This window comes from Paraburkholderia kirstenboschensis (genome assembly GCF_032806925.1).
Classification (GTDB): Bacteria; Pseudomonadota; Gammaproteobacteria; order Burkholderiales; family Burkholderiaceae; genus Paraburkholderia; species Paraburkholderia kirstenboschensis.
The window spans coordinates 1,392,796-1,417,019 of the sequence record NZ_CP136513.1; the positions used below are offsets into that span (position 1 = coordinate 1,392,796).

Sequence of the window (24,224 nt, forward strand, 5' to 3'; positions counted from 1 at the left end):
CCGGTGCGATCCAGCGATCGCAACCGGGTCCAGTCGTGAGCCTCTGTGCGGCCTCACCCCGCCGCGTTGACTTTCTCCGCGAGTTTTGCGTCGTAACTGGAGTGGACATGCACGCGTTTCTTGTCCGGATACGCGTATGAATATGCCTTTCTCAGCGCGAGCGACGCCTCGTGAAAGCCCGACAGAATCAGCTTCTGCTTGTTCGGATAATTGGCGATGTCGCCGACCGCAAAGATGCCTGGCCGCGAGCTTTCGTAGTTGGACGTATCCACGTCCACACGGCCGCCGTGAATGCTCAAGCCCCACTGCCCAATCGGACCGAGATCGGCGACCAGTCCGTACAGCACGACGAGCTGTTCGGCTTGCAGTTCGGTTTCACCCTCAATATGTCGCAATGTGATGGATTTGAGGACATCGTCTTTTCCATTGCTTGCGACCGTGAGCCCCGAGATCGCGCCGACGACAAAATCCATCTCCCCTGCCTGCACTGCGCGCCGCATCAACTCGACGCTGGAGTCGGCCGCGCTAAAGCCGTTACGCCGATGCACGAGCGTGACGCGCCGCGCGACCTTGCGCAACGCAAGCGCCCAGTCGAGCGCGGAATCACCGCCTCCTGCCACGACGACGGTCTTGTCGGCGAAATCGGCTAGACGCTGCACGCTGTAATGCACATGGCGCGATTCGAGCGGCACGGCTTCCGCAAGCAGCAGCTTCTGCGGCACGAATGCGCCGTTGCCGGCCGCAACCAGAATTGCGGCGACGTCGAACACGAGGCCGCGATCGGTCCGCACGGTCCAACGGCCGTCGTTGCGTTGTTCGACCGATTCGACACGCTGTTCGAGATGAATGGGAACATCGAACGGCTTGCATTGCGCGAGCAGCCGATCCACCAGTTCGCGTGCGGTGCACGACGGAATCGCAGGAATATCGTAGATCGGCTTGTCCGGATACAGCTCGGTGCATTGGCCGCCGATCCTGCCGAGCGCATCGACTATCTGGCACGACAGCCCGATCACCCCGGCTTCGAAAGCGGCAAAGAGACCGACGGGGCCCGCTCCGACGATTAGCACATCGGAACGGATGGATTCGGAGGCCGGCTGTGATATCGGCTCGGAAGCAAACGGTGAAGCTGATTGTGGGCCCTTTCGCGAAGCAGGCTCGGCGGCGGACGTCATTCAGTATCTCTTCGATGGGACCAGTAATTCACCATACCGAATCGCCCGAAACGCGGCAACGATGCCATTACAGCGAACAAGGACGATCGACGCGCCGCCAACCCGATTCCCACAGCAAAATGTGGCTACCTCAAAATCGCCGAAAATAGCCATTTTGCAAAGCCAATGCCGGCACTAGTATTCACTCATCGCATCACCTGATGCGTTCCACTGAACGCCAAGGAGTGAATCATGCAACAACGTCTCGACTTCTACAAAGCCAGTCCCGCCGCGATCAAGGCCATGCTGGGTCTCGAAGAACGCATCGGCAAATCGTCTATCGAGAAGTCGCTCGCGGAACTGGTTCGCCTGCGTGCATCGCAGATCAACGGCTGTGCTTTCTGCGTCGACATGCACACTGCCGACGCCCGCAAAGGCGGCGAAACGGACCGGCGCCTCGCCACAGTCGTCACATGGCGCGAAACGCCGTTCTTCACCGATCGCGAACGCGCCGCGCTGGAATGGACGGAAGCCCTCACGCTGATCTCGCGCGACCACGTGCCCGACGCCGTGTGGGAAGCGGTGCGCCCGCATTTCGGCGACGAGGAACTGGTCGACCTCACGCTGCTTATTTCGGCGATCAACGCGTGGAACCGCTTCGCCGTTTCATTCCGCAAGATGCCTGCGTGAACATCGGCATCGCGAAGTGCATTGCACTGCGCTTCGCTTACCGACGCCGCTCAGTGAAGCAGCGCAACGGCAACGCAAGGCATAGTCAGGTAGCCGCGGCATCGAGCGGCTTGCGATGCGCTCGTTACGCGCCGCCTCAAGCGAGCGCGACTTTGAAGGCCCCGGTCAACTCGCTCGATTGCCGCGCCTGATCCGCGAGCGAGTTCGCGGTCGCTGCGCTTTCCTCAACGAGCGCCGCGTTCCGCTGTGTCACTTCGTCCATTTGCGTGACGGCGGGACGCCGCCTGCTCCTCCGTGCGCTGCGACAGAGCGAGATTGCCCGCCGCGATCTGCTGTGTCGACGACGCGATCGACTGCTATCCGGCACGCACGCTCGTCACCGTCGCGCGAAGCTTGTCCTGCATCGACGCGACTCCGCGCAGCAACGTCGCCATTTCGTCGTTCGAACGAATCGCCACGCGCGTCGTCAGCTCGCCTGCGGCAATCGCGCCGAACTGGCGCAGCGCGGCGTGCAGCGGGCCCATGGTCGCGCGGCGCAACGTGCGCCAACTGAAGAACGCGACGGTGAGGCCGATCAGCACGCTGCCGATGCTCGCACTCAACAAACCATGAAAGAGCACGGACGCGGTGGCGTCGGCACGACACCGCGCGGCTCGCGCGCCGTGCCGCTCGGAACAGTCGGCGGACTTCCCGCGCGCTCGCGATGCCCATATCATTGAAGCGTTTGCTGACAAAACCTCAGACAAGGGCGCCGCGCGCCCAACATTCGCCATCATATGACCAGGGATTCGTCGCACACCGCGCTACTGTGGATCGTCGCCGCCGGTTTCTTCATGCAGTCGCTCGACACGACGATCGTCAATACGGCGCTGCCGTCGATGGCGCGCAGCCTGCACGTCGCGCCGCTTGCGATGCAGCCGATCGTGGTCGCCTACACGTTGACGATGGCGATGCTCACGCCCGCGTCCGGCTGGCTTGCAGACCGCTTCGGCACGCGGCGCGTCTATTTCGCCGCGATCCTGATCTTCGTGATCGGCTCGATCTGTTGCGCGAGCGCGCATACGCTCGGCCAACTCGTGATCGCGCGAGTGCTGCAAGGCGTGGGCGGCTCGATGCTGCTGCCTATCGGACGCCTCGCCGTGTTGCGCAGCGTCTCCGGCGAACAATACGTGTCAGCGCTCGCGTTCATTTCGGTCGCGGGACAACTCGGGCCGATCGCCGGGCCGACGCTCGGCGGCTGGCTCGTCGAGGCAATCACATGGCACTGGATCTTTCTGATCAACGTGCCGATCGGCGCCGTGGGTCTCTATGCGGTGCAGCGCTTTCTTCCGTCGCACGGTGAGAGGCAGGCGCCACCGTTCGATTTCATCGGCTGCGGGTTGTTGTCGCTGTGCATGATCGCGTTTTCGCTGGCGGTCGACGCGCCCGCGCCGACCCACCAGGCAGCCTGGTCGGCGGCATTGTTCGCTCTCGCGGTAGTGAGCGCGCTCGCCTATATCCCGCACGCAAAACGGCGGCGCAACCCGCTCTTCAAACTCTCGCTCTTCGGCGAGCCGAACTTTAGCGTGGGTCTGATCGGCAACCTCGTATGCCGCATCGGCTCGAGCGCCGTGCCGTTCCTCGTGCCGCTGCTGTTGCAACTCGAGCTGGGTTATACGCCGCTGCATTCGGGCCTGATGATGCTGCCCGCAGCGCTCGCGGGCACGATCGTGAAACGCTGGATCGCGTCGCTCGTGCGACGCTACGGCTACGACCTGTTTCTGCTGGTCAATACGCTGATCGTGGGTTCGTCGATCGTTGCCTTCGCTTTGATTTCGCGCGGCACGCCGCTCATCGTCGAGATCGTGATTCTGGCGGTGTTCGGCGCGGCCAACTCGATGCAGTTCGCGGCGATGAACAGCGTCACGCTCAAGGGCCTCTCGCATGAAGATGCCGGCAGCGGCAACAGCCTGTTTTCGATGGTGCAGATGCTGGCGATCGGCCTTGGCGTGTCCATCGGCGGCGGGCTCGTCAAGCTCTTTTCCGCGCAATGGGGCTCGGCCGCGCTCGGCTTCCGTCTAAGCTTCGTGTGTGTCGGCGCGATCACGCTGATGTCTGCATGGGTGTTCCGTCATCTCGACACCGCGCCCGGCGTGCGCGCGCCGGCCAGCCAGGGTGCTGGACGTTGAAGCGAGCGCCGCTGCCCGGTCCTTGTGTTGGCTGGTTGTCGCTTGTTGATGCGACGCGCATTACCGGATTCCGCTCTGTTCTCGCTCGGGTTCCAGCACGGCGTTTCGCGTTAGCATGGACGCCGTTCACGAATAACAAAGGACTATCAGATGCCATTTGACGAGCGCATGCTGAACGGCATGGGCGTGCTGACAGCTATCGTCGATTGCGGAAGTTTCGCGGCGGCAGGCGTGGCGCTCGACATGTCGCAATCGGGTGTGAGCCGTTCCGTCGCGCGGCTCGAGGCGCGCCTGGGTATCCGGCTGTTCGATCGCACCACACGCTCGGTTACGCTCACCGACGAAGGCCGGCGCTTCTACGAACAGATCGTGCCGCTGCTAAGCGGCCTCGAAGAAGCGGCGGCGTCGGCCGCGCAAGGTGCGACAGCGGTGCGCGGACGCCTGCGCGTGAACATGGACCCGTTCTTTTCGCGGCTCGTGCTTGGACCCAGACTCGGCGGTTTCGTCGACAAACACCCGGATCTGCAACTCGAACTGATTACGCGCGACCAGTTGGGCGATATGGTCGGCGACGGTTTCGACGTCGCGATTCGCTTCGGCGAGCCGCCGGTGTCGTCGCTGATCGCGCGCAAGGTGCTCGACACGCGCATTCTGACAGTGGCGGCGCCTTCGTATCTGAAGAAACACGGACATCCGGCCAATCCCGGGGAACTCGAGAGCGGCGCGCATGCGTGCATCAAGTTTCGCGATCCGCTCACCGGTTATCCGTTCACGTGGGAGTTTCATCGCGGCCGCAGGAAAATGGTCGTCGCGCCGCAAGGCAGGCTGACCGTGAACGACGTCGGCACTCTGCACAGCGTCTGCACCGCAGGCCAGGGCGTCGCGCAGATTCTCTCGCTCGGCGCGGAGTCGCTTCTTACGAGCGGCAAGCTCGTCGAGCTTTTTCCCGATTGGGGCGACGAGCTTTATCCGCTGTATGCGCTGTATCCGTCGCGGCACCATCCACCGGCCAAGGTGCGGGCGTTCCTCGACTTCATCGTTTCGCTGACAGGTACCGGTCCCGCCGAGTGAGCGCGCGCAGGCCCGGCCTTTGCTCCACATGGTGAGTCTTCAACCAGGAGAAAGCCATGGCCGACACCAAGCAGCAGACCGACGATAAGCCGGACGACATCGCCCATCCGCAACCGGCAGTGCACAGCGACAACGAGAAAAGCAAGCTGCCGGAGCGCGGCGACGAAGGACGCGATCAGTCCCCGGCCGATCGCCCCGGCCAGAAGCCGGGCGAAGGCGAACCGTCAGTGGGTTGAAATTAAGCGCGGGTCTACAAGCGGCTTTGCTGCTTTTGCGCGGCAAAGCTGCATAAATTTTTCCCTTCCACCGCCTTTCATCCGCCAGACATTTTTTCCGTTTTTTTACCGAATATTTTTTCGGCGTGATGAACTATTTTTCTGCTTGCAGCGACGTATGCTACCAGGCAGACCGGCTGCCGCCCCTTTAACAGATAACAAAGGCGACGCCCATGTCCATTCCCTCGCCCTCCTCCCTGTCCGCCAAAGTGTCGATCTGCCTGCCGACGTGCAACCGGCCGGAACTGCTCGTCGAGTGTATCGACTCGTGTCTTGCGCAGACCTACGGCAATGTGGAAATCGTGATCGGCGACGACTCGAGCGATGCGCGCACCGAGCAACTCATCGCATCGCGTTACAGGAACGAGCAGCGCATCCGCTATACGAGGCACGAGCCGCCGCTCGGCTAGGCGCGCAATGTCGCGAGCCTCTTCCAGCGCGCGCGCGGCGACAGGATCCTGCTGATTCACGACGACGACCTGCTCGCCACCGACGGCGTCGAGAAACTGGTGTCGCTCTGGGACCTGCATCCACGGCTCGATGCGGCGTTCGGCGCGCAGTATGAGGCCGACCATTCGGGTGCGATCGACGTCGAGGCGAGCGCGCGGCTCAACGCGGCGTTCCGGCGTACAAAGGACGCCGAAGGTTTGCAGCCGCTGCCCGGCAGGACCGGCCTCATTCAGATGTTCCCGAACAACGGCTGGATGGCCGACGCGCGGCTCGTCAAACGCATCGGCTATAAGGAGCAGTACGGCGTGTGTTGCGATTTCGTTTTCGGCACCGAACTTTGCCTCGCGGCGCGCGAGGTGTTTTATCTGCACGATTACGTGTCGGTGTATCGCAAGACCGCGACTTCCATTTCGCAGAGCACGCGCGGCACGTCCGCGGCGGCCACGCTCAGTGCGTACGCGTTCGTCAAGATGCTGAAACTGCCGCCGCAACTGGAGCCCTCACGCAAGCTCGCGCTGCGGCGGCTTGCGCCCATCGTGGTGTCGGTGCATGCCAGAAATCGTCAGGCGCGGCTCGGCTTCAAGATCGCGCTGGCTCACCTGTTTGCGTACCACTATGGCTTGAGCGCGCGACTTTACTACCATTTGCTGATGCTCTCGCGAGCCGCGATGAGCGCGCGCGAACGGGCCGTGGCGATTGCCGCCGCTGCGGCGCCTATGACACCTTTGGCACCTGTTGCGCCGGCCGCCTTGAGCGGTGAAGCCGGCGCGATGGTGAACGATTTCGTCGCCGAACTGGCCGCCGATACGACCGAGCCGGGCTGATCGTCCAGGTCTCGCCCGCATGCGCGGTCAGCGCTTTTTCTGCTAAGCATCCTCTGCTTAGCAAACGCGTATTTGTTGCTTGGACTGCCGCGCGCCGCTGATTACGATGAGCCGGACACATCATCAGCTTCGAGGGATTCGCCATGTCCGACAGTGCCTGTTTCAAGCCGCGCGTGATCGAGCCGGTTGCCGTCAATCAGCCGGAAGGTTTAGGGCTCGCCGTGGAGTTGTGGCTCGCCCACCCCGTCGACGGAATTGCTGGGCGAGCCGTGCAGATTCACTTGCGTAGCGACGCGAAAATGGCGCAGGCCGAAGCGCTGCGCGATCTGCTGCATGTGCTCGGCACCGAGATCGTGGTGTCCTGAGCAAGTGCGGGGCGCGCTAGTCGAAAACGCGCATGGTCGGGAGACTTACGGTTCGTGACGCAAATAGCCTTCTTTCGACGGATCGCGCATGCGCAGCGCGACGAGCCCGGCAATGGCGCACAGCACGGTGACATACCAGTAGAACATCGACTCGCTGCCGACCGACTTGAGCCACAGCGCCACGTATTCGGCCGAGCCGCCGAAAATCGCATTGGCCACCGCATACGAAAGACCGACACCGAGCGCGCGCACTTCCGGCGGGAACATCTCCGCCTTGATCAGGCCGCTGATCGACGTATAGAAGCTCACGATGGCGAGCGCCAGCACGACGAGCGCGAAAGCCGCATACGGGCTCGTCACGTCTTTGAGCGCGTGCAGAAGCGGCACCGTGCCGATGGTCGCGAACAAGCCGAAGCACAGCATCGAATTGCGACGGCCGATGCGGTCCGACAATGCGCCGAAGGCCGGCTGGATCACCATGTAGACGAAGAGCGCCGCGGTCATCACATTGCTTGCCGTCTTGGCGCTCATGCCCGCCGTATTCACCAGGTACTTCTGCATGTACGTGGTGAACGTATAGAAAATCAGCGAGCCGCCCGCGGTGAAGCCGAGCACCGTCATGAACGCGACTCGGTGCTGCCACAAGCCGCGCAGCGTGCCCGCTTCCTTGCGCTGACGCGTCGCGGCGGTGGTGGTTTCATCAAGCGATTTACGCAGATACAGCGCGATCAACGCGGCCACCGCGCCGATCACGAACGGCACTCGCCAGCCCCATGCTTTGAGCTCCGCGGTGGAGAGCGTCTGTTGCAGCACGACCAGCACGAGCAGCGCGCACAGTTGGCCGCCGATCAGCGTCACGTACTGGAACGACGCGAAGAAGCCGCGCCGCCCCTTGAGCGCGACTTCACTCATATAAGTCGCACTGGTGCCGTATTCGCCGCCCACCGACAGCCCCTGAAACAGGCGCGCGACAAGCAGCAGCGCAGGCGCAAGCGCGCCGATCTGCGCGTACGTTGGCAGCACGGCGATCACGAGCGAGCCGCCGCACATCATGAACACCGACACCATCATCGCCATGCGGCGGCCATGCTTGTCGGCGAGACGGCCGAAAAACCAGCCGCCGATCGGGCGCATCAGAAAGCCCGCCGCGAACACGCCGGCCGTGTTGAGCAATTGCGTCGTGGTGTTGCCGCTCGGAAAAAATGCGGGCGCGAAATAAAGCGCGCAGAACGAATAGACGTAGAAGTCGAACCATTCGACAAGATTGCCCGATGACGCGCCGACGATCGCGAAGATGCGGCGCCGTGTGTCGTGGGCTGAGGCTACGCTGTGGTCTGTGAGGTCGGTCATGTTGTGTCTTCCTTGTCTCTTGAACGGAGGCGACGGTCATGGCGCCGCCTTCAGCACGCGGTTTTTAGCGTGCGCGAATTTTACAGAATCGCAAGTGGAAGTTGGGGGTTTGTTGGCAAGCGCCAGGGCAAGCGCTATGAGCGCCGTTGGCACACCGTTCCCGCAAAGCCGCATGCCACTTCGGCGAACGCCGCCTCGTGCGCGTCACGAATGTGCGCTCCCGCTTCTCCCGGAGGCTGATTCAGGGACTTATCCCTCACGATTTAATCGTAAGGTATAAATTTGACGCCGGCATCTTTATACCTTAATGTGCAATCACAGGGTATAAGGAGATGCCAGCTATGGCCAGCTTCCACAACGACGCATTGCAGACGCTGTATTCCTCCGTCACCGAGCGCGCCGGCGCACAAGGTCACATTCCCCTGCACTCTCCGGGCTCGGCGGCCCAGAAGACAGTCGACGGGAAAACGTACACCTACTGGCGCGTCTATCTGGCATCGGGAAAGCATAAGGAAACCTCACTTGGCCGCGCAGGCGAGCCCGCTACCGAGGCCGCGCTCGAGGCGAAACTACTTGAGAGCGCGGAGATGCGCGTGCTTGCCGCCGAGGTTCAGATTCTGCGCAAGGCGAACTTTGCCGCTGCGGACAACTCTTCGGCGCTAACTCTCGCCACGCTTTTTAACGCCGGCATCTTCAGCCACGGCGGAGTGCTGGTCGGCTCCCACGCCTTCGGCGCGCTGCTGAACAGCCTCGGCGTTCGGCTGCCTGCGAACTACAGGACGGAAGATATCGACATCGGCAGCACCGGAAGCATTTCGGTGGCTATCCCCGAAGAGCGCAGCTTTCTCGACATTCTTCGTGATAGCGGTATTCCGTTTCTCGAGGTGCCGGAACTGGACTCGCGAAAGCCGTCGACCTCGTTCAAGGCTCGCGGACAACCCCTCAAGGTGGACTTACTCGTGCCGGGTACCGAGGCCTACGAGACGAAGGCCTTGCCGCACTTACGCGCCCACGCGACAGGGCTTCCGTACTTCAGGTATCTGGTATCGAACCCGACGCGCGGCTTTATCCTCGGCAAAGAACACGTGGTGCCGGTGATGCTGCCCGATCCCGCCAGATTTGCGCTTCACAAGCTTATCGTCAGCACGCTTCGCGACCCGTCGCGTGCGCTCAAGGCAGACAAGGACCGGCGGCAGGCCGCCGTGTTGATCGACGCGCTCGCAGAGAAGTTTCCAGACTGGTTGACGACCGCCACCGACGAACTGGAGGAGAACGCGCGCACACGAGTCGCCACGGCGGCTATCCAGGCGCTGAATCTGGCCCCGGGCTTGTCGGAACGTGCCCGGGATTTTCTGGCTGATTTGGGCAGCCACACGTAGGGCACCCACACCTAACCCGGGTAGGGCACCCACACCTAACCCGGGTCGCGCGCCGCTCGACACGACTGATCCGTGGCTTGAGCCACGCCTGGCTTCGACACCACGAAGACCGGCGCGCCGAACCCGAGAGTTGCGGCGCGCCTATGAAACCATCACGCCCTCACGGCCGGCGGCACGTAGCGGCACTCGTAACGCTTCCTGACCGTGCCGTTTTCATCGACGCTTTCGAGGTACACGTCGAACTGCCACAGGCGAGCCATGTGCTTGAGCACTTCGTCGCTATCCGATGAAAGATGCCGGTTATCGCTCATGAAGTGCCGCAACGTCAGACTGCGGTCGCCACGCGTATTCACCGACCACACCTGAATATTCGGCTCGCGATGATGCATGTCGTACTGCCGCGACAACGCCTGGCGCACATATTGATAACCGCTGTCGTCGTGAATCGCGGAGACTTCGAGCGCATCGCGCATGTCGTCGTCGAGCACCGAGAACAGACGCATTTCGCGGATCAGATGCGGCGACAAATACTGCGCGACGAAACTCTCGTCCTTGAAATTGCGCATCGCGTAGTGCATGGCGGGAAGCCACGGGCTGCCGGCCAGTTCCGGGAACCACTTGTGGTCTTCGTCAGTAGGGTTTTCGCAGATGCGGCGAATATCGCTCATCATGGAAAAACCCAGCGCGTACGGATTGATACCGCTGTAGTAAGGCTTCGTGACGGGCGGCTGATAGACCACATTGCTGTGCGAATGGAGAAACTCCATCATGAAGCCGTCTTCGAGCTTGCCCTGGTTGTACATCGTATTGAGCAACGTGTAATGCCAGAACGTGGCCCAGCCTTCGTTCATGACCTGCGTTTGCCGCTGCGGATAAAAATACTGTCCCACCTTGCGCACGATGCGGATCACCTCGCGCTCCCACGGCTCGAGCAGCGGCGCGTTTTTCTCCGCGAAGTACAGCAGATTTTCTTGCGGCTCCGGTGGATAACGCTCCTCGATTTCCTCGGGCAACGGCGTATGGCGCGTGGGTAGCGTGCGCCACAACTCGTTGACTTGCGACTGCAGGTACGCCTCGCGTTCGCGGCGCGCGGCGAACTCCTTCTCGAGCGACAGCTTCTGCGGACGCTTATAGCGGTCCACGCCGTAGTTCATCAGCGCATGACACGAATCGAGCAGTTCTTCGACACGGTCGAGCCCAAAGCGCTCCTCGCACTCCGCAATGTAGTTCTTCGCGTAGACGAGGTAATCGATGATGGCATGTGCATCCGTCCACAGCCGGAACAGATAGTTGCCCTTGAAGAACGAGTTGTGCCCGTACGCCGCGTGGGCGATGACGAGCGCCTGCATCGTCATCGTGTTCTCTTCCATCAGATACGCGATGCAGGGGTTCGAATTAATGACGATCTCGTACGCGAGCCCCATCTGCCCGCGACGGTAGCTTTTTTCGGTAGAGAGAAAGTGCTTGCCGAACGACCAATGCCGGTAGTTCACCGGCATGCCGACGGACGCATAGGCGTCCATCATTTGTTCAGCGCTGATGAGTTCCAGCTGGATCGGATACACGTCGAGCTCATATTGCTCCGCAACACGGGCAATATGCGAGTCGTACTCTTCGATCAACTCGAAGGTCCAGTCGGACGGGCACGGCAGAGGCCGTCTATCGGCTACGTTCATACGGACTTCCCTTTGCCCCTCAGTGGGCGTTCCGGTGTGTCCCCGTGCTTCAGCGTTGTCGACTGCTCCGGCTGCGACGGGTCGGACTTCGTCCGCCGCTGCCTCGGCATGCCCCGACTGACGCTGCGGCACGCCTTTCCCACGCTCCGGCTGATAGCCGCGCGCTTCGTTGTGCAAGTGCTTGTCCGTCATGACGACGCCACCTGCTTTTCGAACAACTCGCGAAACACCGGATAGATGTCAGCCGCGGTTTCGACCTTCTTCATCGCCATATGCGGCTGGCTCAACGCCAGTTGCGCATATTCGAGCCACAGATTCTGCTCTTCGGGCGTCACCTGAATATACGCAAAATAGCGCACCTTCTCCAGGATGTCATCCGAGAGTATCTTGCGGCACTTCGGCGAGTCGTCGGTCCAGTTGTCGCCGTCCGACGCCTGCGCGCCGTAAATGTTCCATTCAGTCGGCGAATAGCGCTCGTCCATGACCTTCTGCATCAGTTCGAGCGCGCTCGACACCACGGTGCCGCCGCTTTCCGTTGAATGGAAGAAGGTGTCTTCGTCGACCTCTTCCGCGCGCGTGTGGTGGCGGATGAACACCACCTCGATCTTTTCGTAATTGCGCTTGAGAAACAGATACAGCAGGATGAAAAAGCGCTTCGCGAGATCCTTGCGCTGCTCGTCCATCGAACCCGATACATCCATCAGACAGAACATCACGGCCTGGCTGGACGGCGTGGGCTGCTTCACGCGGTTCACGTAGCGCAGATCGAACGGATCGATAAACGGAATGCGCCAGATGCGCCCGCGTAAGTGGTGGATTTCCTCTTCGAGCAGCTTGATGTCCTCGCGACGGTCGTCGGGGTCGGCTTTCATGACCTCGAGTTGCCGCTCCATCTCGTGCAACTGATTGACGAGCGGTGCACCGAGTGCGATGCGGCGGCCAAGAGCGCTGCGCAACGAACGGACCACGTCGATATTGTTCGGCGTGCCTTCGGCAGCCCAGCCGGCGCGGATGCTCTTCCACGTGGGCACGGCCAAGAGGTGAGTTTTGACGAGCCGCGGCAATTCAAGGTCGTCGAAGAAATACTGCATGAACTCTTCGCGGCTCAGTTCGAATACGAAGTCGTCCTGACCCTCGCCTTCGTTACTGGCCTGGCCGCCCCCGCCTCCACCTCCGCCGCCTTGCGGACGCTGAATCTTGTCGCCGCGGATGTAGTCGGAGTTGCCCGGATGCACCATTTCGCGCCGGCCGCCCGGCCCGTGCCGGAACGACGGCTCTGCGATGTCCTTGCGCGGAATGGTGATGCTCTGCGTGTTCTGTATGTCTTTGATGCTGCGGTCGCGCACCGCTTCCGAAACGGCGCGACGAATATAGTTCTTAACGCGACGCAAAAAACGCTCGCGATTTGCAATGCTCTTGTTCTTGCCTGCTAACCTGCGGTCGATGATTTGATGAAGCACGCCTCGTCTCCCTTGTCGACTCGTCGCGAGACGTACGCTGCATGGTCCAGTGCTATGTCCATGCAGCTTGCGCCTCGCAGGGTGCCCGCGCGGTCGGACCGCGCGGGCGGCACGCGATGCGGATCATGACGACTTGCGCACGCGCAGATACCAGTCACAGAGCAAGCGCACCTGCTTCGGCGTATAGCCCTTCGCCACCATCCGGTTGACGAAGTCTTCGTGCTTGCGTTGTTCTTCCGCCGAGCCTTTGGCGTTGAACGAGATGACAGGCAGCAATTCCTCCGTGTTCGAAAACATCTTCTTTTCGATCACCACGCGTAGTTTTTCGTAGCTGATCCACGCAGGGTTCTTTCCTGCGTTCGCAGCTCTCGCGCGCAACACGAAGTTCACGATCTCGTTGCGGAAATCCTTCGGATTGCTGATGCCCGCGGGCTTCTCGATCTTCTCCAGTTCGGCGTTCAATGCCGCGCGGTCGAAGCTCTCGCCTGTGTCGTGATCGCGGAACTCCTGATCCTGAATCCAGAAGTCGGCATACGTCACATAGCGATCGAAGATGTTCTGCCCATATTCGGAGTACGACTCCAGATAAGCGGTCTGAATCTCCTTACCGATGAATTCCGCGTAGCGCGAGGCAAGCACGTCTTTAATGAACGACAGATACTTCTGCTCGGTTTCCGGCGGGAACTGCTCGCGCTCGATCTGCTGTTCGAGCACATACATCAGGTGCACCGGATTGGCCGCGACTTCGGTCGAATCGAAGTTGAACACGCGCGAAAGAATCTTGAACGCGAAGCGGGTCGACACGCCGGTCATCCCTTCATCCACGCCCGCGAAGTCGCGGTATTCCTGGTACGACTTCGCCTTCGGATCGGTGTCCTTCAGATTCTCGCCGTCGTAGACCTGCATCTTCGAGAACAGGCTCGAATTTTCAGGCTCCTGCAAGCGCGTGAGCACCGACATTTGCGCCATCATCTTCAGCGTGCCGGGAGCGCATACGGCATTGGCGAGCGACGAATTGCGCAACAGCTTCTCGTAGATCTTGATCTCTTCCGAGTAGCGCAAGCAGTACGGCACCTTCACGACGAAGATCCGGTCGAGCAATGCTTCGTTGTTGCGGTTGTTGCGGAATGCCTTCCACTCCGACTCGTTCGAGTGCGCGAGAATCACGCCGTCAAAAGGAATCGCACCGAAGCCTTCCGTGCCCTTGAAGTTGCCCTCCTGGGTCGCCGTCAACAGCGGGTGCAACACCTTGATCGGCGCCTTGAACATTTCGACGAATTCGAGCAGGCCCTGATTCGCGAGACACAAGCCACCCGAGTAGCTGTATGCGTCAGCATCGTCTTGCGCATACTGTTCGAGCTTGCGGATGTCCACCTTACCGACGAGCGAGGAGATGTCCTGATTGTTCTCGTCGCCAGGCTCCGTTTTGGCGATACCGATTTGCCGCAGGATGGACGGATAGCGCCGCACTACACGGAATTTACGAATGTCGCCGTTGTACTCGTGCAGGCGCTTGACCGCCCACGGGCTCAGAATGCTTTTCAGGTAGCGGCGTGGTATGCCGTATTGCTCTTCGAGGATCGGACCGTCCTCGTCGTAGTCGAACAAACCGAGTGGCGATTCGTTCACGGGCGAGCCCTTGATCGCGTAGAACGGCACGCGCTCCATGAGCTGCTTCAGGCGTTCCGCGATCGACGATTTGCCGCCGCCGACCGGGCCTAACAGATACAGAATCTGCTTCTTCTCTTCGAGCCCCTGGGCCGAGTGCCGGAAGTAGGCGACCACCTGCTCGATCACCTCTTCCATTCCGTAGAACTCACGGAATGCGGGGTATACCTTGATGACCTTGTTCGCGAAGATACGCGACAGACGCGGATCGTTGCGAGTATCGATCTGTTCAGGTTCTCCGATTGCCGTCAACATGCGTTCGCCAGCCGTGGCGTACGCGGCGGGATTGTCTTTGCAGAGCGCGAGGTACTCCTCGAGCGAGAGTTCGTCCTCTCGCGTTTTCTCGAAGCGGGTCGCGAAACTGCTGTAGATATCCATGCTACCTCCTCGCCGAAGTCTAGACCGATGTCGTGCGCGGCGCGCTATTCGGAAACGACATCGCTCGAATTCATCCTAAACCCTTTTAAATTTTTTTTCACGAACTACGTTGCGAAAATCGCGCCGCATTCGCCTCCCAACATTCATCACTTGGAAAGCCCGTTTCGACGACCTACAATCTTGCGCGTCGAACGATCAAACAACTCGCTCTCCAGTTCATCCCAACACTTACATTCACGCGATGGCTGCACACCCACACCGCGTACCTTGAAGCCAGCACCTCGCAAATTTTGCGCTACGTCCCCGCTCTTTTTGCTATCGCGCTTTCCTTCCTAACGCTTCGACATGCGTTTGGTCTACATGTCCCCGCATCTGTTACATGTCGGTCGACCAAAGTTGCTTGCATGGTTCGCCGGCGCACTTTCATGCAATTCGTCCATGTACGCGAGGTTTCGTTCCATCGCGATTCACATCGACCTGGAAATCGTTGTGCCGCTGCGCATGCTTTGCTATCGATCCGACGCTTCACTTGCTTCGCAGCTTTTACATAACCGCGTCGACGACATGGTTGCCTGCACCACTTGCAGCACGTGCAACACTTGCACCACCTGCAGCACGTGCATCGCCGGAATCGCGCAGCCATGTCCTCTACCGCTCGCGCTCCCTCTGTTCGCTGTCTGTTAACTGGATAACGGCGCGGCATTCAACCGGTTCACTAGGGTATACGGCTAAGCAGTAAGCACAGACGCATCAAATGTAAAACGGCCGCCCATCGGCAGCCGTTGAATGTCGCGTTTGTAATGCGCCGTTACAAGCACGGCATGAATTTAAACCGGACATCGTGCCACATCACACAGTGTCACGGCTTCAGGTCAGTTCGATCTCGACCTCTCGGAGTCCGTCGATATGGCCACGCACGACGCCCGGTTTGTCCACATTGTGCGCACCGACGTAAGAGCCCGTGGTCAGCGTCCACTCCCGCTCGATCGTGATGCCCATGGCGGCGCAATGGTTGACGAACCACACTAGCAGCTCGCGCGGGTCGCCCGCGGGATTGCCGGTGGCGGCCGGCACGAGCGAATCGCCGTCGAAGCTCAGTTCCAGTTCCGGCGAAACAAAGTCGAAGCCGCGTGCAAGTCCCGCGTACGCCACCGGGTGACCGGTGATCAATGCCCCGTTATTCTGGGCATCGGCGAGTTGGGCAAGAGGCGCGATGTTGGGCCATTCCGCAAAGCGGCTATCGACGATCTCGATGGCCGGCAGCACCTCGCCTACCAGCGCGAGCACCTCGTCGCGTGCGTAGGCACGGCCGCGCGGCTCGATCGCCTCGGTGAAGCGGAACGCGATCTCGAGTTCCAGCAGCACGCGAAAGAAGCCCCCGTGCGCAACCCGCGCTGGCGAAGGCAGCACGAGCGAAGCGGGGATCGGCGCGCCAGAGGCGGCTCCGCCGGGCGCCTTCGCGCCGATCTTCCACGCACCGGTGGAGTCGCCGAGACCCGCGATGACCGCCTGCTGGATCGCGTAAGCGGTGGCGGCGTCAGGCGGCATCTGTTCGGGCGCGAGCCCGTTGATCGGGCGATGCTGCCGACGTGCTTCGACGAGGCGGTGCGCGAGGTCGTGTGGCGTCATGTCGGTCCTTTATGGCTGGCGCATTTAACGGCTACTAAGCGCGGTGGTTAGCGGTGGTCAAGGGTGGTAAAACGGCGGCGAGGCGCGCCGAGCGACACAAAGCTGCACGGCGGTTTGCGGGCAGCGCTCTTCGCCGGCCAGCCGCAGGCGTCGACAGCCGACAGCCGCGATCCGGTCACGAATTACCGTAGCCGCGCCCGTCAATGTACCGGATCGTGAGGCCCGCCAGGGCGTCGGCCGCTCGACAAACGCGACTTAATGCACACGCCATAAAAAAACCGCGCTTGCGTGCGCAAGCGCGGTCTTCCGCGGTCTTCATTTGGGAGGCGGCTCAGCCGCCACGGCGTTCATTCTGCCGCCGGGGCGCCTGGAACGATCGTTGCAACGAGCGCTTTCGCCGCTCGCGCCGCACAGGCGACAATTACCTGGATGTCCGGTCAGAACGTTTCCCAGTCCTGATCGCTGCCGGCGCTGGCAACGGCCGCAGCCTTGGCGGGCGCGCGCGGCGCCGGAGCCGCTTTCGGTGCGGCGGGCGCCGGAGCCGGCGCGGCCGCAGCCGCAGGCGCGGCGCTTACATGCTGAGCCGGGGCCGGGGCACTCGCGCGCGAGGTTGCCCGAGAATCGGCACGAGACGCCGACCGCGCCGCGGCCGGGGCAACTCGCGCAGGCGTCGGCAGATGTTTGGCCAACGCGCCGCCCGACGTCCTCACGCCACCGTCTTCCAGTTGAAACACTGCAACCGCGCCACGCAGCTTGTCGGCCTGGTCTTCCAGAGAAGACGCCGCTGCGGCCGCTTCCTCGACGAGAGCGGCATTTTGCTGCGTCACTTCGTCCATCTGGGTGACGGCGCGCGCCACCTGGTCGATACCGCTGCTCTGCTCTTCAGAGGCCGCGGCGATTTCGCCCATGATGTCGGTCACGCGCTGCACCGCGCTGATGATCTCGCTCATCGTGCGACCCGCTTCGTCGACGAGCGCCGAGCCCGACTGCACGCGGTCCACCGACGTGTCGATCAGCTCCTTGATTTCCTTGGCCGCCGCCGACGAGCGTTGCGCGAGGCTGCGCACTTCGCCCGCAACGACCGCGAAACCGCGCCCCTCTTCGCCGGCACGCGCGGCTTCCACGGCCGCATTCAGCGCGAGGATGTTGGTCTGAAACGCGATTCCTTCGATGATCGAAATGATGTCGGCGATCTTTGCAGAACTCTGGTTGATCTCGCCCATCGTGCCGACCACCTGTCCCACCACCGCGCTGCCCTTGTTGGCGATTTCCGATGCATTGGCCGCAAGCGCGCTCGCCTGACGGGCGTTGTCGGCGTTCTGTTTCACGGTGCCGGTCAATTCTTCCATGCTCGACGCCGTTTCTTGCAACGCGGACGCCTGCTCTTCGGTGCGTGCCGACAGATCAATGTTGCCGGCCGCGATTTCGCGCGTTGCGGTTGCAATCGACTCACTCCCGCCGCGCACCGCGCGCACCGTTTCGGTGAGACTGCGCTGCATCTTCGCGATGCCTTCGAGCACCTGCCCCATTTCGTCACGCGATGCGATGACGACCTGGCGGCGCAGATCGCCTGCGGCGATCGCGTCGAAGTGACCCAGCGCCTCGGCGAGCGGGCGGGCGATTGCCCGGCTGAGCGCCACATACGAAAGCAGCGCCGCGAGGACACCGGCGAGCAGCGCGCCGAGACTGACCATGCGGAACATCTGGAAGCTCGACTGAGCGGCTTCGAATCCCTGCCCCGCCTGCTCGAACTGATATTTGCTCAGCGCCTCATCGGAGGTGGCAAGTTCGTTGTAAGCGGTCTGCAGGCGTTTCGCGCCGTCGATCAACTTGCTCTGATCGCCAGCAACAACGATTGCTGAAAACGCGTCGGCTTGTTGATGCAGTGCATCGCGCTTGCCGACCACGACTTGCGTGAGGCGTTCTTCCTCCGGCTCACGCGGCAGGTCCATGTACTTCTTCCACCACATGTCGGAGGTGGCACGCATGCCGCGCGCGCGTTCCAGCGTCGCCGTGACTTCGGGCGTACCGATCATGAACGCTGCGCGGTCGAGCGCGAGACGCTCGCGCGCCGCGAACAACTCGGCGTTGCCAATGTTGACCGCGCTTGGCATCGAGTTGGTGAACGTATCCTTGTACGCGTCGTTAGAACGGCTCATGCCGAATAGACCGAACGCGCCGATGCCCACGAGTAGCGCCGCGAGAAAAGCCATCGTAAGGCCGATCCGCGCCTTGATCGAAATCCCTTTGTTCAACATGCTTGTTCCTGTAGTAGACGGGTGAGAGCGCGCGTTAGACGCGTTGCTCTATTAGCCTCATTTACGGCAAGCGGGCGGGATACTTGAAGTGCTTATCGTATGAAGAAAGGTGATTGGCGGAAGTTAGCAAGAAATGCAAGGAAGATCGGGCGGAGGGTTGCGGTGTGGCATTTGATGCGTTGTGTGCACGCAGTTCGATGGAGGCGGGGTTTGGGGGGCTCCGGCACCAGCGAAGGGGGATTGGCGACTTGGCGAATTGGCGAATTGGCGAATTGGCGAATTGGCGAATTGGCGGACTGGCGAATTGGCGGACTGGCGGACTGGCGGACTGGCGGACTGGCGACTGGCGGACTGGCGAACTGGCGAACTGGCGAACTGGCGAACTGGCGGACCGGCGGACTGGCGGACCGGCGGACTGGCGGACTGGCTGCCGCCTCCGCCCAAAACTCAGCCTTCCACTTCAGCCCGCGTGGGAATCGACGGCTGCGCGCCCGCGCGCGTGACCGACAGCGCCGCCGCGCGCTGCGCGAAGCGAATCGCCGCATCGACGCTCGCACCCTGCGCGAGTTGCGCGGCAAAACCGCCGATGAAGGTGTCGCCGGCCGCCGTCGTATCGACGGCTTTGACCTTCGGCGCGTCGTACAAGGCCGGCGCCGCGCCTTCGAGCGCCGCCTGCACGCCGCGCGGGCCGAGCGTCACGAGCACGTTGCGCGCTCCGGCCGCGCGCAGCACGGCAGCGGCGGTGGCCGCTTCCTCGGGCGAGCCGACCGGCAAGCCGGTCAACGTCGCCGCTTCCAGCTCATTCGGTATCAGATAGTCGATGAGAGGCAGCCACTCGGCGGGAAGCGGACCCGTGGCCGGCGCCGGATTCAGAATGACCGTCTTGCCGAGGCGCCGTGCCGTGGCCAGCGCCGCTTGCACCGTGTCCGGCGGTGTTTCGAGCTGGCAGATCACCACGTCGGCGGCAGCGAGAACCGCTTCGTGACGCGCAATAGTTTCCTGCGTCACTTCGCCATTGCTGCCCGCGACGATCACAATCGCGTTCTGACTCGCATCGTCGACGATGATCAGCGCGACGCCCGTCGCCTCACGGCCGGTCTCGACCGCCGAGCAGTCGATGCCTTCCGCTTCGAGCCCCGCGCGCAGCTGGGCGCCGTTCGCGTCCGCGCCGACACAGCCGAGCATCGACACCTGTGCGCCGAGTCTGGCCGCGGCCACCGCCTGGTTGCCGCCCTTGCCGCCCGCGACCTGCGCGAACGTGCGGCCGGCCAGCGTTTCGCCGGGGTGCGGCAAACGCGGCGCGCGCGCGACCAGATCCATGTTCAGACTGCCGACCACTGCCACGCGCGCACGCGTTTCGTTACTTGACACCTGTTTCTCCCGAAATCCAGCTTTCTAAACCTGCCAATGTGCGTTGCGGTACGACACACGTCCAGGCCGGCAACCCGCGCTCAAGCCGCGAGATCGCGTTTTCCCGCGCCGGCCCAGGCCGACGTCGATTCGCGCACGATCAACCGCGGCGAGACCACACGTCGGCGGCCGGCCGGCCGCGCGTTCGCCGACGACTTGCCGGCGATGCGTTCGATCAGCGTCTGCGCAGCCATGTCGCCGAGCGCGCGCACCGATTGCCCGACTGTCGACAGCGCCGGATAGGTGAAGCGTCCGAGTTCGATATCGTCGAAACCGATGATCGAACAGTCGCGCGGCACGCTGATATTGCGCTCCGCCGCAGCGCGCAACGCGCCGATGCCCATCATGTCGTTGCACGCAAAAATCGCCGACGGCTTGACCGTGTCGAACAGTTGAGCGGCCGCGCGATGCCCGCCGGTTCCCGAAAAATCGCTTTCGACGATTGCATTGGGCGGAATCTCGATGCCGCGCTCGGTCATGGCGCGGATAAAGCCGTGCACCCGCATCGCGCTCACCGCCGTCTCGACCGGCCCGCTGATACAGCCGATCTGCACATGTCCAAGTTCGAGCAGATGACGGGTAGCCAGATACGCGCCCTTTTCATGATCGATCTGCACGAGATCCGCGTTCACGCCTTCAATATTGCGGTCGACGATCACGAGCGGCTCGCGCGCGTCGGCGAGAGTCTGCGCCAGCACCGCGTCGTCGCCGGCAGACGCGACGATCAGTCCGTCGATCCGCTTTTCCTGCAGCACCCGCAGATAGTTGCGCTGCTTCGCTGGGTCGTCGTCGGAATTGCAGAAGAACACGCAGTAGCCGTTGCGGGCGCAACCGTCCTCGATGCCGCGCGCGAGCTCCGCAAAATAAGGGTTCGTGCTGTTCGGTACCACGAGTCCGATGGTCGCGGTGGCGCGTGCCTTCAGCGAACGTGCCACCGCCGAGGGCACGTAGTGAAGCTGGCGAATGGCGTGCTCGACCTTCGCGCGCACGTCTGCCGACACGGGACGCGAGTTGTTCACCACGTGGGAAACCGTGGTGAAGGACACGCCCGCCACGGCCGCTACATCCTTGATCGTCGCCATAACCTGTTGCTCTCCCGCCTGTTTTTCCCGCCGGTCACGCTCACTGCCGACCTGCGGGACATCCTCATCGAAGACACTTCACACTCGTCAATTCTTACGCTTTACCGCAAACCACCCTGCAACCGCCCGACACGCGCTAATCTTCCGCTGTCAGGCACGCTTGCGGCGGCTGCGGTACGTATCCAGTACCACCGCCACCACGATCACCGCGCCGGTAATCATGCGTTTGGTCGGCTCGTTCGCGCCGATCTGCGCGAGCCCGGCCGCCAGCACCGAAATGATCAACACGCCAAAAAATGTACTGATAACCGAACCGCGCCCGCCCATCAGACTCGTGCCGCCAATCACCACCGCCGCGATCACCTGCAGTTCCAAGCCGACGCCCGCGTTCGGATCGGCCGCCTCCAGACGCGAAATCTGGAAGAGCGACGCGAGGCCCGCGAGCGCGCCCATCAGTGCGAACACGATCACCTTGTACGGCCGCGGATTGACGCCGGCGAGCCGCACGGCCTCCTCGTTGGTGCCGATGCCGACCAGGTAGCGGCCAAACACCGTGCGCGTCAGCACGAGTTGCGCGATCACCATCACCGCCACCGCGATCAGGAAAGCCGGCGAGATGCCGACCGCGATCGGGTTCGACAGGAAATCGAACGCGTCGCCGATGTAGGCGGTGCGCGAATTCGTCATCTGATAGGCGAGGCCGCGCGCTGCTTCCAGCACGCCGAGCGACACGATGAACGACGGAATCCGCCAGCCGACCGTGACCGCGCCGGTAATCGTGCCGGTCAGGGCCGCGGCGGCGACGCCGAGCAGCGCCGACGGCAACGGGCCCCAGCCCCACTTCAGCGCCGCCACGCTCACCACCGAGGCGCCGAGCGCGAGCACCGAACCGACCGACAGATCGATGCCGGCAATGATCAGCACGAAGGTCATGCCGACCGACATCACGACCAGATCCGGGATCTGATTGGCGATCGTGCTGAACGTGTCGTACGTCAGAAAGTGCGAACTCAGCAGCGAGAACAGCACGATCATGCCGAGCAGCGCGCCGGCGAGGCCCAGATAGTTCGAAAACCCAAGCCGCGTGCCGGCCGGCTTGCCGCTCGCGAGCGGCGCGGATGGATCGGCCGGCGCAGCGTTCGTGTTTGCGTTCGTGTTGCCGTTTGCAGCCGCTCCGCCCTGCTTTGCGCCCGACGTGTCGCGCAACGATTGATCGGTCATGACAAACTCCCTGCTTCATTGGTATCGAGGGTGTGCAACAGCGCTTCACGGCTGCGGTAGCCGGCGAAAGCGGCGGCCAGCAACGCGTCCTGCGACCATGTGTTGCGTTCGAACACACCCGTCAGACTTCCCGCGGACATCACGCCGATCCGGTCGCAGATCAGCATCAGTTCACGCAGGTCGCTCGACACCACGACGAGCGCGCGCCCTTCACGAGCCAGCGCGCCCATCAAGCCATAAATATCGAACTTCGCGCCGACGTCGATGCCGCGCGTGGGTTCGTCGAATAACAGCACGCGGCAATCGCGCGCGAGCCAGCGGCCGATCACGACCTTCTGCTGGTTGCCGCCCGACAGCTCGCCGACAATCTGCCCCGGTCCGGAGCTGCGAATCCGCATTGCGTCGATCTGCTTTTTCGCCAGCGCGTTTTCGCGCTTCGCATCGACGATGCCATGCCGCGCCACGCTGCCGATATTGCCGAGCGACACGTTGGCCGCAATCGGCTGCGGCAGCAGCAAGCCCTCGCCCTTTCGGTCCTCGGTGATGAGCGCGATGCCCGCCCGCACTGCGTCCGACGGCGAATCGATCCGCACCGGCGTGGGCGGCACGCCCGGCGTGGCGGCCAGCGCTACCGTGCCGCCGTCTTTCGGATCGGCGCCGTAAATCAGCCGCATCAACTCCGTGCGGCCCGCGCCGATCAGACCGCTGACGCCGAAAATCTCGCCCGCGCGTACTTCGAACGACACGTCGCGCACAATCTTGCCGCGCGTGAGCCCGTCCACTTTCAGTAACGGCGCGCCGATGTTGCGCACGCCGAGATCGATCTGCTCGCCCAGTTCGCGGCCGACCATCCACGTGACGATTTCGTCGCTCGTCAGATTGGCCATCGCGTCGACGTGCACGAGGCGCCCGTCGCGCAGCACCGCGATCTGCTCGGCCACTCGTGCCAGCTCCTCGAGCCGGTGCGAGATATAGACCAGCGCGACGCCGCGTGTCTTGAGCCTGTCGATCTGCTCGAACAGCAGATCGACTTCGCGCGCGGTCAGCATCGCCGTCGGCTCGTCGAGGATCAGCACACGGCAATCGTCGATCAGGTTGCGGGCGATCTCCACCATCTGCTGATGGCCGATGCCGAGCTCGCCGACGAGCGTATCCGGATGGATCGCGTCGAGTCCGACCTGCGCCATCGCGTGACGCGCGTCCTCGCGCAGCTTGCGCCGGTCGATCCAGCCGAAGCTGAACGCGCCCGCACGAGGCAAGCGGTTCAAAAACAGGTTTTCCGCCACCGACAACGTGGGCAGCAGGTTCAACTCCTGCATCACCATGCGCACGCCGAGCGCTTCCGCTTCGGTACGGCTAGCCGGCGCGTAAGGCTGGCCGGCGAGCCGCATGGTGCCGGCGGTCGGCTCGACGAGGCCGCCGATAATCTTGGACAGCGTGCTCTTGCCGGCGCCGTTCTCGCCGGTGAGCGCCAATACCTCACCGGCGCGCAACGACAATGACACGTCGGCGAGCACGGGTTCGGCGTAAGTCTTGCCAATGCCGCTAACGGACAGAATGGCAGGCAAGGCGTCGTGGTCGGTTGAATCCATCGCGATCCTGTTTCACCGCGTCGGGTGCGCCTCGTACGATTGGCTCGACGAGGCCGCATCCGGCGCCGTGCGGTCAATGCCGGCCCGATGCGCGGAATGCGCGGGCGCTAAGGCCGCGCTCCCT

At 62.6% G+C, this 24,224-nt stretch carries 18 protein-coding genes and 2 pseudogenes; 7 read left to right on the forward strand and 13 right to left on the reverse strand.

The genetic code is table 11. The features are described from left to right. Positions 1–53 precede the first annotated feature (53 nt). The gene (locus RW095_RS28890; protein WP_317022171.1) at positions 54–1,175 is read right to left on the reverse strand and encodes an NAD(P)/FAD-dependent oxidoreductase; all 1,122 of its coding nucleotides are present in this window, start codon (positions 1,173–1,175) and stop codon (positions 54–56) included. A 231-nt stretch (positions 1,176–1,406) separates the two neighbouring features. Between RW095_RS28890 and RW095_RS28895 the strand changes: the two genes are divergently transcribed. Beyond that, positions 1,407–1,844, forward strand: a complete 438-nt coding sequence (locus tag RW095_RS28895) for a carboxymuconolactone decarboxylase family protein (RefSeq protein ID WP_317022172.1) — start codon at positions 1,407–1,409, stop codon at positions 1,842–1,844. A 136-nt stretch (positions 1,845–1,980) separates the two neighbouring features. Here the strand turns inward: RW095_RS28895 and RW095_RS28900 are convergent, their stop codons facing one another. Together RW095_RS28900 and RW095_RS28905 are read right to left on the reverse strand one after the other, a co-directional pair. Then, positions 1,981–2,106: a hypothetical protein gene (locus RW095_RS28900; protein ID WP_317022173.1), complete on the reverse strand. Its 126-nt coding sequence runs from the start codon at positions 2,104–2,106 to the stop codon at positions 1,981–1,983. Positions 2,107–2,119: 13 nt separating this feature from the next. Continuing rightward, positions 2,120–2,464 (reverse strand): annotated as a pseudogene (locus RW095_RS28905) (HAMP domain-containing protein); the annotation flags it as partial. Between the two features lie 156 nt (positions 2,465–2,620). Between RW095_RS28905 and RW095_RS28910 the strand changes: the two are divergent. From RW095_RS28910 to RW095_RS28930, 5 genes and pseudogenes are all read left to right on the forward strand, one after another. After that, positions 2,621–4,012: a DHA2 family efflux MFS transporter permease subunit gene (locus RW095_RS28910; protein WP_317022175.1), complete on the forward strand. Its 1,392-nt coding sequence runs from the start codon at positions 2,621–2,623 to the stop codon at positions 4,010–4,012. Between the two features lie 150 nt (positions 4,013–4,162). Then, positions 4,163–5,083: a LysR family transcriptional regulator gene (locus tag RW095_RS28915; protein WP_317022176.1), complete on the forward strand. Its 921-nt coding sequence runs from the start codon at positions 4,163–4,165 to the stop codon at positions 5,081–5,083. A 56-nt stretch (positions 5,084–5,139) separates the two neighbouring features. Further along, on the forward strand, positions 5,140–5,319 hold the full coding sequence (locus RW095_RS28920) for a hypothetical protein (RefSeq protein ID WP_317022177.1): 180 nt from the start codon (positions 5,140–5,142) through the stop codon (positions 5,317–5,319). Positions 5,320–5,531: 212 nt separating this feature from the next. After that, positions 5,532–6,632: pseudogene (locus tag RW095_RS28925) on the forward strand (glycosyltransferase family 2 protein). 143 nt (positions 6,633–6,775) lie between these two features. Continuing rightward, positions 6,776–6,997 carry a hypothetical protein gene (locus RW095_RS28930; protein WP_128586644.1) on the forward strand — a complete coding sequence of 74 codons (222 nt, stop codon included), beginning with the start codon at positions 6,776–6,778 and terminating at the stop codon, positions 6,995–6,997. 45 nt (positions 6,998–7,042) lie between these two features. Here the strand turns inward: RW095_RS28930 and RW095_RS28935 are convergent, their stop codons facing one another. Next, positions 7,043–8,347 carry an MFS family transporter gene (locus RW095_RS28935; protein ID WP_317022178.1) on the reverse strand — a complete coding sequence of 435 codons (1,305 nt, stop codon included), beginning with the start codon at positions 8,345–8,347 and terminating at the stop codon, positions 7,043–7,045. 341 nt (positions 8,348–8,688) lie between these two features. On the opposite strand from RW095_RS28935, the gene RW095_RS28940 reads away from it, so the two are divergent. Beyond that, positions 8,689–9,726: a GSU2403 family nucleotidyltransferase fold protein gene (locus RW095_RS28940; RefSeq protein ID WP_317022179.1), complete on the forward strand. Its 1,038-nt coding sequence runs from the start codon at positions 8,689–8,691 to the stop codon at positions 9,724–9,726. 152 nt (positions 9,727–9,878) lie between these two features. Here the strand turns inward: RW095_RS28940 and RW095_RS28945 are convergent, their stop codons facing one another. The 9 genes from RW095_RS28945 to RW095_RS28985 form a co-directional block, all read right to left on the reverse strand. After that, positions 9,879–11,594: a SpoVR family protein gene (locus RW095_RS28945; protein ID WP_317022180.1), complete on the reverse strand. Its 1,716-nt coding sequence runs from the start codon at positions 11,592–11,594 to the stop codon at positions 9,879–9,881. Further along, on the reverse strand, positions 11,591–12,862 hold the full coding sequence (locus RW095_RS28950; protein ID WP_128586650.1) for a YeaH/YhbH family protein: 1,272 nt from the start codon (positions 12,860–12,862) through the stop codon (positions 11,591–11,593). Before RW095_RS28950 ends, RW095_RS28945 begins: the two co-directional genes overlap by 4 nt. Before the next feature lie 123 nt (positions 12,863–12,985). Next, positions 12,986–14,908, reverse strand: a complete 1,923-nt coding sequence (locus RW095_RS28955; RefSeq protein WP_013339422.1) for a PrkA family serine protein kinase — start codon at positions 14,906–14,908, stop codon at positions 12,986–12,988. An 867-nt stretch (positions 14,909–15,775) separates the two neighbouring features. Next, on the reverse strand, positions 15,776–16,537 hold the full coding sequence (locus tag RW095_RS28960) for a 2-keto-4-pentenoate hydratase (RefSeq protein WP_317022181.1): 762 nt from the start codon (positions 16,535–16,537) through the stop codon (positions 15,776–15,778). A 437-nt stretch (positions 16,538–16,974) separates the two neighbouring features. Further along, positions 16,975–18,795 (reverse strand): methyl-accepting chemotaxis protein, encoded by a 1,821-nt coding sequence (locus RW095_RS28965; protein ID WP_317022182.1) that lies wholly within the window; start codon positions 18,793–18,795, stop codon positions 16,975–16,977. 447 nt (positions 18,796–19,242) lie between these two features. Continuing rightward, positions 19,243–20,166 (reverse strand): ribokinase, encoded by a 924-nt coding sequence (gene rbsK / locus RW095_RS28970; RefSeq protein WP_317022183.1) that lies wholly within the window; start codon positions 20,164–20,166, stop codon positions 19,243–19,245. Positions 20,167–20,246: 80 nt separating this feature from the next. Then, the gene (locus RW095_RS28975) at positions 20,247–21,287 is read right to left on the reverse strand and encodes a LacI family DNA-binding transcriptional regulator (RefSeq protein WP_317022185.1); all 1,041 of its coding nucleotides are present in this window, start codon (positions 21,285–21,287) and stop codon (positions 20,247–20,249) included. 150 nt (positions 21,288–21,437) lie between these two features. Beyond that, on the reverse strand, positions 21,438–22,508 hold the full coding sequence (locus tag RW095_RS28980) for an ABC transporter permease (protein ID WP_317022186.1): 1,071 nt from the start codon (positions 22,506–22,508) through the stop codon (positions 21,438–21,440). Continuing rightward, entirely contained in the window at positions 22,505–24,100 is a 1,596-nt protein-coding gene (locus RW095_RS28985; RefSeq protein WP_317022187.1) for a sugar ABC transporter ATP-binding protein, read from the reverse strand. Before RW095_RS28985 ends, RW095_RS28980 begins: the two co-directional genes overlap by 4 nt. Between the last annotated feature and the right edge of the window lie 124 nt (positions 24,101–24,224).

What these genes read in the sequence shown, in the direction of transcription:
- RW095_RS28910 (WP_317022175.1), top strand. Translation starts at nt 2,621, where the DNA reads ATGACCAGGGATTCGTCGCACACCGCGCTACTGTGGATCGTCGCCGCC.
- RW095_RS28945 (WP_317022180.1), bottom strand. Translation starts at nt 11,594, where the DNA reads ATGACGGACAAGCACTTGCACAACGAAGCGCGCGGCTATCAGCCGGAG.
- RW095_RS28890 (WP_317022171.1), bottom strand. Translation starts at nt 1,175, where the DNA reads ATGACGTCCGCCGCCGAGCCTGCTTCGCGAAAGGGCCCACAATCAGCT.
- RW095_RS28975 (WP_317022185.1), bottom strand. Translation starts at nt 21,287, where the DNA reads ATGGCGACGATCAAGGATGTAGCGGCCGTGGCGGGCGTGTCCTTCACC.
- RW095_RS28980 (WP_317022186.1), bottom strand. Translation starts at nt 22,508, where the DNA reads ATGACCGATCAATCGTTGCGCGACACGTCGGGCGCAAAGCAGGGCGGA.
- RW095_RS28915 (WP_317022176.1), top strand. Translation starts at nt 4,163, where the DNA reads ATGCCATTTGACGAGCGCATGCTGAACGGCATGGGCGTGCTGACAGCT.
- RW095_RS28900 (WP_317022173.1), bottom strand. Translation starts at nt 2,106, where the DNA reads ATGGACGAAGTGACACAGCGGAACGCGGCGCTCGTTGAGGAAAGCGCA.
- RW095_RS28895 (WP_317022172.1), top strand. Translation starts at nt 1,407, where the DNA reads ATGCAACAACGTCTCGACTTCTACAAAGCCAGTCCCGCCGCGATCAAG.
- RW095_RS28930 (WP_128586644.1), top strand. Translation starts at nt 6,776, where the DNA reads ATGTCCGACAGTGCCTGTTTCAAGCCGCGCGTGATCGAGCCGGTTGCC.
- RW095_RS28940 (WP_317022179.1), top strand. Translation starts at nt 8,689, where the DNA reads ATGGCCAGCTTCCACAACGACGCATTGCAGACGCTGTATTCCTCCGTC.
- RW095_RS28985 (WP_317022187.1), bottom strand. Translation starts at nt 24,100, where the DNA reads ATGGATTCAACCGACCACGACGCCTTGCCTGCCATTCTGTCCGTTAGC.
- RW095_RS28955 (WP_013339422.1), bottom strand. Translation starts at nt 14,908, where the DNA reads ATGGATATCTACAGCAGTTTCGCGACCCGCTTCGAGAAAACGCGAGAG.
- RW095_RS28960 (WP_317022181.1), bottom strand. Translation starts at nt 16,537, where the DNA reads ATGACGCCACACGACCTCGCGCACCGCCTCGTCGAAGCACGTCGGCAG.
- RW095_RS28920 (WP_317022177.1), top strand. Translation starts at nt 5,140, where the DNA reads ATGGCCGACACCAAGCAGCAGACCGACGATAAGCCGGACGACATCGCC.
- RW095_RS28965 (WP_317022182.1), bottom strand. Translation starts at nt 18,795, where the DNA reads ATGTTGAACAAAGGGATTTCGATCAAGGCGCGGATCGGCCTTACGATG.
- RW095_RS28935 (WP_317022178.1), bottom strand. Translation starts at nt 8,347, where the DNA reads ATGACCGACCTCACAGACCACAGCGTAGCCTCAGCCCACGACACACGG.